Annotated in this window: 11 protein-coding genes and 1 pseudogene; 6 read left to right on the plus strand and 6 right to left on the minus strand. The window is 69.7% G+C overall.

The features are described from left to right. Positions 1-414 (minus strand): annotated as a pseudogene (locus CCN35_RS21900) (alpha/beta fold hydrolase); the annotation flags it as partial. Positions 415-696: 282 nt separating this feature from the next. Here CCN35_RS21900 and CCN35_RS21905 point away from each other — a divergent pair. After that, on the plus strand, positions 697-1,374 hold the full coding sequence (locus CCN35_RS21905; protein ID WP_211285562.1) for a GNAT family N-acetyltransferase: 678 nt from the start codon (positions 697-699) through the stop codon (positions 1,372-1,374). Between the two features lie 208 nt (positions 1,375-1,582). On the opposite strand, the gene cutA is transcribed toward CCN35_RS21905, so the two are convergent. After that, on the minus strand, positions 1,583-1,945 hold the full coding sequence (cutA, locus tag CCN35_RS30280) for a divalent cation tolerance protein CutA (RefSeq protein WP_086794004.1): 363 nt from the start codon (positions 1,943-1,945) through the stop codon (positions 1,583-1,585). A 208-nt stretch (positions 1,946-2,153) separates the two neighbouring features. Between cutA and CCN35_RS30285 the strand changes: the two genes are divergently transcribed. Next, entirely contained in the window at positions 2,154-2,525 is a 372-nt protein-coding gene (locus tag CCN35_RS30285) for an ATP-binding protein (protein WP_067389180.1), read from the plus strand. After that, entirely contained in the window at positions 2,501-2,851 is a 351-nt protein-coding gene (locus CCN35_RS21920; RefSeq protein ID WP_201450811.1) for a hypothetical protein, read from the plus strand. Before CCN35_RS30285 ends, CCN35_RS21920 begins: the two co-directional genes overlap by 25 nt. Before the next feature lie 87 nt (positions 2,852-2,938). Here the strand turns inward: CCN35_RS21920 and CCN35_RS21925 are convergent, their stop codons facing one another. The 3 genes from CCN35_RS21925 to CCN35_RS21935 form a co-directional block, all read right to left on the minus strand. Continuing rightward, a complete protein-coding gene (locus CCN35_RS21925; protein ID WP_067389177.1) occupies positions 2,939-3,469 on the minus strand; it encodes a DUF4396 domain-containing protein in 531 nt (176 codons plus the stop codon). Between the two features lie 257 nt (positions 3,470-3,726). After that, complete coding sequence (locus CCN35_RS21930) at positions 3,727-4,368, minus strand: DUF305 domain-containing protein (RefSeq protein WP_067389174.1); 642 nt, start codon at positions 4,366-4,368, stop codon at positions 3,727-3,729. A gap of 126 nt (positions 4,369-4,494) precedes the next feature. Beyond that, positions 4,495-4,899: a DUF6153 family protein gene (locus tag CCN35_RS21935; protein ID WP_067389173.1), complete on the minus strand. Its 405-nt coding sequence runs from the start codon at positions 4,897-4,899 to the stop codon at positions 4,495-4,497. 91 nt (positions 4,900-4,990) lie between these two features. Here CCN35_RS21935 and CCN35_RS28455 point away from each other — a divergent pair, with 91 nt between their 5' ends. The 3 genes from CCN35_RS28455 to CCN35_RS21945 all read left to right on the plus strand — a co-directional run bounded on the left by CCN35_RS28455 (position 4,991) and on the right by CCN35_RS21945 (position 7,177). After that, positions 4,991-5,158: a hypothetical protein gene (locus tag CCN35_RS28455; protein ID WP_158100424.1), complete on the plus strand. Its 168-nt coding sequence runs from the start codon at positions 4,991-4,993 to the stop codon at positions 5,156-5,158. Between the two features lie 255 nt (positions 5,159-5,413). Beyond that, the gene (locus tag CCN35_RS21940) at positions 5,414-5,875 is read left to right on the plus strand and encodes a GNAT family N-acetyltransferase (RefSeq protein ID WP_086794011.1); all 462 of its coding nucleotides are present in this window, start codon (positions 5,414-5,416) and stop codon (positions 5,873-5,875) included. Between the two features lie 387 nt (positions 5,876-6,262). Then, positions 6,263-7,177 (plus strand): HipA family kinase, encoded by a 915-nt coding sequence (locus tag CCN35_RS21945; RefSeq protein ID WP_067389171.1) that lies wholly within the window; start codon positions 6,263-6,265, stop codon positions 7,175-7,177. A 3-nt stretch (positions 7,178-7,180) separates the two neighbouring features. Here CCN35_RS21945 and aceB read toward each other — a convergent pair whose 3' ends face one another. Continuing rightward, positions 7,181-8,806 carry a malate synthase A gene (aceB, locus tag CCN35_RS21950; RefSeq protein WP_086794008.1) on the minus strand — a complete coding sequence of 542 codons (1,626 nt, stop codon included), beginning with the start codon at positions 8,804-8,806 and terminating at the stop codon, positions 7,181-7,183. Between the last annotated feature and the right edge of the window lie 147 nt (positions 8,807-8,953).

Here is an 8,953-nt window from a genome sequence, read left to right on the forward strand (position 1 = left end):
GGTGGGGGCTGGGCGGGATCGGGTCGAGGCCGGCGTCGGCCAGGACCAGACGGGAGATCAACTGGGGGTGCCGGGTGGCCACGACGATGGCCACCGAGCCGCCCATGCCGTGCGCGATCAACTCAACGCCGGTCACACCCGCGGAGGTCAGGGCCGCGGCGAGGGCATCAGCGTGCGGTTCCAGGGCGCAGTCGAAGCTCGTCGGCCGTCGCTGATGCCATGCCTGAGCAAGTCGACCAGCAGTGAACGGCGGTCGGCCGGCAGAGGGTGGACCGCGACCTCCGCGAAGTGGGCCGGCGAAGTGGCACCCAGACCGTGGACATGACCGTGGACATGGACGTGTGACGGTTCATGCCCCGACGGCTCGACCCAGCGGATCCGGTCGCCCTCGGGCGTCACAACGGTGTTGCGCACAGTCTGCTCTCCTCGCGCTTCGGGACGATGACGGAGACGAGAGCAGCCACCGGCTCGGCGTACCATCACCGCCCCAGTGCGGGATCTTGTGTGAGTGCCGGAAGCCTCGGGCCTCGGGCATGGCGGTCACCCGATTTTGTTCACAACGCCGTTGCCGACCACGACGCTCTGAGGTTCCTTGGGCGTGGCTGGCGTCCATGGCGTTTCACCGCATGGTTCTTGCGGCGTCGCGCGGAAATATTCGGGTGCGGAGTCCGCCGACGGCCTTCTACGGTTGCGCCCGTGCCGACGAATGCCAGGACCCCGTCCTCGTATCCTCCGCTGAACGTACAGGTGCACACTCCCCGGCTGTCACTGCTCGGGGCGACGGACGAACTGCTGGAGCAACTGGTGCCCGTGGTCCGCAAGGGAGTGGTCACGGAGCCACCATGGCCGTTCGACGACCCGATGTCGCTGTACAAGGACAGCCCGGACCGGGAGTGGAGCTGGCTCCGTGGGATCTGGGCCGGTCGCGCGAAGGTCAGCGACAGTTTCTGGCGGCTGTACTTCGTGGTGGTTGTCGACGGCAAGCCCGTGGGCATGCAGGACCTGATCGGCATCAACTTCTCCAGGCTCGGCACGGTCGAGACGTTCTCCTGGCTCAGCCCCGAAACCCGCGGTCTGGGCCTGGGCAAGGAGATGCGGCAGGCCGTGCTCCATCTGGCCTTCGACGGACTCGGCGCCCGGCAGGCCGACAGTGCGTCGTTTGTCGACAACCACGCGTCCAACCGTGTCTCCCAGGCCGTGGGATATTTGCCCAACGGCACGGACTGGGATACGCGCCGCGGCGAAGCCGCCGAGATACAACGCTGGAAACTGACCCGCGAACGCTGGCTCAAGCTGCGACGCGACGACATTGAACTCGTCGGTGTCGCCGACTGCCTGCCAGTCCTCGGGATCCAGAGCCCACCTGATCGCTGAGCGCGCCTGCGAGACCATGGCGGTGGCGGGTCGAAGGCAAGGCCGGAAGCTTGCAGGGCCAGAACGATGGTCATGACGGCGTGGTCGGTCGGCCCTGTTTTTCGCGACGCATGACCGTAGCGGCGGACAAGGGCGTCGTGCTGGGTGATGTGGCGGTTGCGCCACTGCGCGACGGCGGCATGGACCAAAGTTTCAAAGTTTCCACGTGTCACGCCGGTTCACCGCAGCTGCCGAAGCCTGCCCCGCCACCGTGGGCCGAGCCCGCGCCCAGGCCATTGCCTTTCGGCTTCCACTCCATGAGTGCGAGCTTGTGTGACAGCTCCAGTGGTTCGCGGCGTGAGGTATTACTCGGTGGACTCGGCGCAGACTCCTCGGTCACCCACGCCAGGTAGGCGTCCGAACCCCCGGTCACCAGGAGGGTGATCCACTCGGGAACCTCGTAGCTGTGCTCCTTGGCCACCCATGCCTGCAGCCAAGGATGGAGACCGTTGTCCCCCTGGACGGACCCAGGGGGACGAGGCGGTGATCGCTGCGGCCGGGGAACGGCTGAGACAGGTGACAAGCCGCGCAAGGAGGACGCCCTGCTGACCGGGGGCGAGCCGGTGAACCCATGCGGTTACAGCGCTGCATCCTTCATCGCGCGCTGATGCGGGCGGGGCTTGCGGCGTTGGCCGCCCTCACGGGGACCATGAGCATGATGGTCGGCTCCGTGAGCACATGCGACAGGTCGAGTGCGGCAGAGTGGAAGACCAACGAGATTCTCAGGCAACACAGTTGAGATGCCAGATGTCTCGATCGACACCCTGGGGCCTCGCTCGTCGGTTTCCGCGGCTGGGCTTGCGGTGGAGCTGCGCGTCGACGGCGAGGTAAACGGCCCGCCGGTGGTCAGGGCGGTGGCTCACCGGGTCGTGCAGGAAGCTCTGACCAACGTTGCCAAGCACGCGCCTGGCGCGACCGTGACCGTTCACGTGACGCATACGGCAGCGGAAACAAGGATCGTGGTGGAGAACGGCCCGCCATTGCCCACGGCCAATCTTCAGCCCGGCTTTGAAGCGGCCTTCCTCGCCCGGCCGTCGTCGGTCTGGTCGGTGGCGACCCACAGACGGTCCGAGGGGCGTATCTGTCCATGGAACTGGTGGGCTGGGGCGTGATCGTTCCGCTGGCCGGTGCCTCGCTGCTGACCGGTGTGATGCAGTCGCTGGGCACGGCGTGGGGGCTGTTCCGGTACTACTGGGTGATTGCAAAGCTGCTGATCACTGTGCTCGCCACCGGGCTGCTGCTGGTCCACATGCAGCCGGTCGGGCACCTTGCCGACGCCGCGGCCCGGGCCGCACTGGACGGAGTGAAGGCGGTGCGCATCCAGCTGCTCGCGGACGCAGTCGCGGCCGCCGTTGCGCTGCTGACGGCCGCCGGACTGTCGGTGTTCAAACCCCGTGGGGTCACCCGTTACGGCCGTCGTCGGCAGTGTGAACAGTGAGTGCGGTTCCGTCGGAACCGCGAAGCGGCAGGCAGGGGGCGGGGCGCCGAGGCGCGGGGACGGGAGACCGGCCGGCGCGGCACGGTCTCAGTGGTGGGCGTGGACGACGGCGTGACCCCTGCCGCGGCCGATCATCCACTTGTTCACCGGAGTGGTGATCAGGAACGCGACGGCGAACCCGCCCAGCAGCGCGGACCAGAACAGGCCGTCGGACAGGTGGGCGTCCATCGCGCCGGGGGTGAGGGCGATGACGGTGTTGTCGACCAGCTCCATCACGGCGATCGAGACGGTGTCCGCGGCCAGCGCGACCTTGATCGCGCCCTTGAGGCCCAGTCCCGCGCGGCGCACGGCGAAGAGGGTGAAGGAGTAGCCGAAGACGAACGCCAGCGCGATCGCGAGGATCATCGTGGGCACGTTGCCCCACAGCAGGGCGGTGCCGATGGCCATGCCGAGGATCTCGCCGATGGCGCAGCCGGTCAGGCAGTGCAGGGTCGCCTTCGACGCCGTGCCCCACGATGCTCCGCCGTGTGCGTGTCCGTGACCGTGTGCGGGGGTGGCGGGGCCGTGGTGGGCGGCGCGGTCATGAGGGGTGCCGGAGTGGTGCGCGGTGTGGTCCATGGTTGTCATCCCCAGTCCCGTTCCGTGTGCCCTTGTTTCCGGGAGGCCACGCCCGAAACAACTGGATACCCCCCACGGGTATTCCATCCCGGTGGGATGTTCATGCCGCAGATGGCTTGAGCAGCACTGTTCAGGTCCGGCCGACGTCGGCGGATGCGCAGAGGCGCCGGCGGTGCTGTCGGGGCCAGGAGGCGGTCGGGAGGACGGGATGCCGGGCGGGCGCCGTGCGGGGCGCCCGCCCGTGCTTGGGGAGTGGGTCAGTTCTTGCCGAGCAGCTCGTTCATCTGGCGGATCTCGGCCGTCTGGGAGGTGATGATGGCGTCGGCCATGTCCTTCGCGGGCTGGTAGGCGCCGTTCTTCTGTTCCTCCTCGGCCATCGCCACCGCACCCTCGTGGTGCTTGATCATCAGCTCCATGAAGGCCGTGTCGAACGCCTTGCCCGAGGACTTCTCCAGCCTCTCCATCTCCTCGGCGCTCATCATCCCCTTCATGCCGTGCATGCCGTGCATGGAGTGGTCCATGGCGCCCTCGGCAGGCACCTGCTCACCCCACGAGGTCAGCCACCCGGACATGGTCTTGATCTCCGGGTCCTGCGCCTTCTTGATGTCCTCGGCGAGTTTCTTCACCTCGGCCGACTGGGCACGGGACGGCGCGAGATCGGCCATCTCCACCGCCTGCCGGTGGTGGGGAATCATTCCCTTGGCGAACGCGACGTCGGCGGCGTTGTGCTGCCCCTGTGCGGTGGAGGCGGAAGCGGAGGCGGACGGGGACTTCGAGGGGTGGCCGTCGTGTCCGGTCGCGCTGTCGCCGCCGCCACCGCAGGCGGCCAGCACGGCGGCGGCTGCTCCGGCGGCGGCCACGGCGACGGCACGGCGGATCAGGGAACGCTTGCTGTTCATGGTGGTGCAACTCCTTCACGCGCAGCCCAAAGGCATGCGCGAGGGTGGAAAGCGGAAAAGGGCAGCGCGGAGCACGGCACCGGCCTCCGGACGGTTCCGGGGCAGGCAGATGCCGTGCGGGTCGCTCTAAATCCGCAGGAGTTGCAGCTCGGACAGATCCGGTGGCGCCCGGGTGCTCGCGGACGGCTCCGGCATGCCGTCGGACAGCGTGGAAGCGGCGGGGGTGTCGATGAGCGCGGCGGCCAGCGCGGGCGGGCTGTACGACGAGGCGACACCAGGGGCCGCGCACGTCCCGTCCGCATGCGTCAGATGAACCGCTCCGCCGGAGCCGGGCGTGCAGTTCTCGCTCACCACAAAAGTGTCCGCCGCATGGGTCATGACCACGCCGTGTCCGGAGTGAGCCCGTGTCGGAAGCCCTCCGGTGGGCCCCAGCGCATGCATGCCCAGCAGACCTGCCAGCACAGCCAGCATCAGCAGCAGAAAGCCGCACCCGGCGGGGCGACGGCTCGTCGGCTGCGCGGTGGAGGTCATGGGGTCATCGTATGGGGAGGCGTTGCGGTGCGGTCGTAACCCCCGTCGGTGGTTGCACCATCGGCTCCTTTCGCATCGATGATTCGCGTCGATGAGCAGTGCTGAAGGTGAGCAGTGCCGGAAGGGCGCAGGGGCCTTGGACTCCTGCCGGGTCCTGGCCGGTCCTCCCACCGAGCGCGTCGCCCTGTTCGCGTTCTTCACCGGCACGGCCGAGCCCGAGCGCTTCCGTCGCAACGACCGGTTCGGCAGCCAGTCGTGAGGCCTCGTCGACTGGCCTCCGGGAAGCCGTTCGGAGAGCGAGCGCGGCTTCATGGGCACATGCCCGCCCACCCTCCGCCCCGGCGTCGTGACCCGCACCGACGAGCCGGCCTGTGGTACCGGCTTGCCGGTCGCCCGTCTTCTTCTTCGTCGTAGGCTGTCGTCCGCAGCCCCGTACGGCGTTGCTGCGGCCGTTCCTCCGCATGGCTGCGGGATACGAGGATCGGAAGACCCACATCTGAACGGGGGGATGCGGATGGACGTGCGGATCAGGCCCGCGCGGGCGACGGAAGCCGGGACCCTCACCGAGCTGGCGCTGCGGTCCAAGGCGTACTGGGGCTATGACGCCCAGTTCATGGAAGCGTGCCGCGACGAGCTCACCCTTGCCGCGCACGAGGTCACGCGTCGCCGAACCACGGTGGCCGAGCGGGACGGTCGCATCCTGGGCTTCACGACCCTGGAGGGAGAACCGCCCACGGGCGTTCTGGGGATGATGTTCGTCGATCCGCAGGCCATCGGTCAGGGGATCGGCCGCCTGCTGTTCGAACACACTGTCGCCACCGGGCGGGACCTGGGGTTCACCCGGCTCACGATCGACGCGGACCCGAATGCCGAGCCCTTCTACCGCGCGATGGGTGCGGTCCGCACGGGAGACGTTCCCTCGGGCTCCGTCGCCGGCAGAGTGCTGCCGCAGATGACCGTCACCATCCAGCGCTGAGACGGCACCCGGACGGCGCTGGGACGGCGCTGGGACGGCGCTGGGACGATGCGTCGGACGGCGATACGCCGAGCGGCGCGACCCGGGACCGTCCGGGACCGCCCGTGGGGCCCTGGCACGGGGATCGGGCCGTCCGCGTCGGCTGTTACGCTCGGTTACGATGCCCGCTTCGCGCTGAAGGCCGCTGAAGGCCGCTGAAGGCCGCGGACAAGCGGCGGACAGGGCGGAAGGGAAGCGGAAGGAAACGGAAGGGAAGGTGGGAGCGGTGTGCCGGTCGGGTCTTCCCGGCTTCCCTTCGGGGCCGGCCGCGAAGAGGTGCCCGGGGCCTTCCTGCCAGGGGCCGACCGCGGAAGGTGAGGCGGGAGAAGAGTTGTGGGGCTGGGGGAAATGCTGAGGGAAGTCACCGCGACTCGCTACGTCGAACCCCTGCGGTCCGGGGGCTCCGTGCCCGGAGTCGTCGAGGCCGACGACCTCGGGACGTACGTCGTCAAGTTCACCGGCTCCGCGCAGGGCCGCAAGGCGCTGGTCGCCGAGGTGGTCGTGGGCGAGCTGGCGCGGGCGCTCGGGCTGCGGTTCCCCGAGCTGGTCCTCGTCCACTTCGACCCCGGGATCGCCGCGCACGAGCCGCACCAGGAGGTGCGCGACCTGCTCGACGCCAGTGCGGGGATCAACCTCGGCATGGACTATCTGCCGGGGGCGAAGGACTTCACCCCGGAGGTGGCGCAGACCTTCCGGGTGGATCCGCTGGAGGCCGGGCGGATCGTCTGGCTGGACGCGCTGACGGCGAACGTCGACCGCACCGTCCACAGCTCCAACCTGGTGATCTGGCCGACGTCCGGCACCGTGCCGCCGCGTCTGTGGCTGATCGACCATGGTGCGGCACTCGTCTTCCACCACCGCTGGGACGCCTCGGACCCGGCCAAGGTCTACGACCTCCGCCACCACGCCCTCGGCCCCTGCGCCCCCGACGTCCGCGCCGCCGACGCCGAACTGGCCCCCAAGGTGACCCGTGAGCTGCTGCACGAGGTCCTCGCCCAGGTGCCGGACGACTGGCTCACCGGTGAGCCGGGCTTCGCCACCCCGGAGGCGGCCCGCAGCGCCTACGTCGACCATCTCGCCGCCCGTGTCCAGGCGTCCCCGGTCTGGCTGCCCACCGACTTCCCCAGCCGCCGGGAACTGGCGGCCGAGGAGGCACAGCGGGCCGCCAGGATCCGGGCGGGCCGGCCCGACTGGCTCAAACAGGTCCCGGACCTGCACGGCAAACCGGCCGCCCGGCAGGACTGGTCGGTCCACCTGGGGTGACGGTCAGCCCTCCAGCTGCTCGTACGCCGGCAGGGTCAGGAAGTCGACGTACTCCTCGTCCAGGGAGACCTTCAGCAGCAGGTCGTGCGCCTGCTGCCAGCGGCCGGCGGCGAAGGCCTCGTCGCCGGTCTCCCGGCGGATGTTCTCCAGTTCCTCGGCGGCGATCCTGCGGACCAGCTCCGGCGTGGCCTTCTCGCCGTTGTCGAACTCCACGCCCGCGTCGATCCACTGCCAGATCTGCGAGCGGGAGATCTCGGCGGTGGCCGCGTCCTCCATGAGGTTGAAGATCGCCACCGCGCCCAGGCCGCGCAGCCAGGCCTCGATGTAACGGATGCCGACCTGGACGGCGTTGACCAGGCCCGCGTACGTCGGCCGGGCGTCGAGGGAGTCGACGGCGATCAGGTCGGCCGCCTCCACGTGGACGTCCTCGCGCAGCCGGTGCTTCTGGTGGGGCCGGTCGCCGAGGACCTCGTCGAAGGCCTCCCGGCAGACGGGCACCAGGTCGGGGTGGGCGACCCAGGAGCCGTCGAAGCCGTCGTGGGCCTCGCGGTCCTTGTCGGCGCGGACCTTCTCCAGGGCCACCTTGTTGACCTCGGGGTTCCGGCGGGAGGGGATGAAGGCCGCCATGCCGCCGATCGCGTGCGCGCCGCGCCTGTGGCAGGTGCGCACCAGGAGTTCGGTGTAGGCGCGCATGAACGGGGCCGTCATCGTGACCGAGTTGCGGTCGGGCAGGACGAACTTCGCCCCGCAGTCGCGGAAGTTCTTGATGAGGGAGAACAGGTAGTCCCAGCGGCCGGCGTTCAACCCCGAGGCGTGGTCGCGCAGTTCGTAGAGGATCTCCTCCATCTCGTACGCGGCCGTGATCGTCTCGATCAGGACGGTGGCGCGGATCGTGCCCCGCGGGACGCCCAGATGGTCCTGCGCGAGGACGAACACGTCGTTCCACAGGCGCGCCTCCAGGTGGGACTCCAGCTTCGGCAGGTAGAAGTACGGTCCCTTGCCGCGGTCGAGCAGACGCCGGGCGTTGTGGAAGAAGTACAGGCCGAAGTCGACGAGGGCGCCGGGCACCCGGGTGCCGTCGGCGTCGACGAGGTGACGCTCGTCCAGGTGCCAGCCGCGCGGGCGGGTGACGACCGTGGCGAGTTCCTCGTCCGGGCGCAGGGCGTAGGTCTTGCCGGAGGAGGGGTCGGTGAAGTCGATGTTCCTGGTGTAGGCGTCGATCAGATTGAGCTGGCCGAGGACGACGTTCTCCCAGGTGGGGGAGGAGGCGTCCTCGAAGTCGGCGAGCCAGACCCGTGCGCCCGAGTTGAGCGCGTTGACGGTCATCCTGCGGTCGGTGGGCCCGGTGATCTCGACCCGGCGGTCGTTCAGGGCCTCGGGAGCCGGGGCGACCCTCCAGGAGTCGTCCGCGCGGATCTCGGCGGTCTCGGGGAGGAAGTCCAGGGTGGCGGTGCGGGCGATCTCGGCGCGGCGCCGCACGCGGCGGGCCAGGAGTTCGTCGCGGCGCGGTGTGAACCGCCGGTGCAGCTCGGCCACGAAGGCGAGGGCCGCGTCGGTGAGGACCTCCTCCTGCCGGGGCAGGGGCTCGGCGACGACGGTGAGCGGCGGGGACGGCGCTGGTGCGGACATGAGCGGTCACTTCCTTCGAAGGGAGCGGCTTCCGTGTCTTCCCGTGTGGCCCGGGGGGCCTCGGGGGTCTCTTGGGCTTTCCTTCCCCGGCCCGGCCCAGGAGAACCCCAAGAGACCCACGAGGCCCCCCGGGCCACACGGGAAGAC

The sequence above is a fragment of the Streptomyces thermovulgaris genome, from assembly GCF_002155915.1.
Lineage (GTDB): Bacteria > Actinomycetota > Actinomycetes > Streptomycetales > Streptomycetaceae > Streptomyces > Streptomyces thermovulgaris.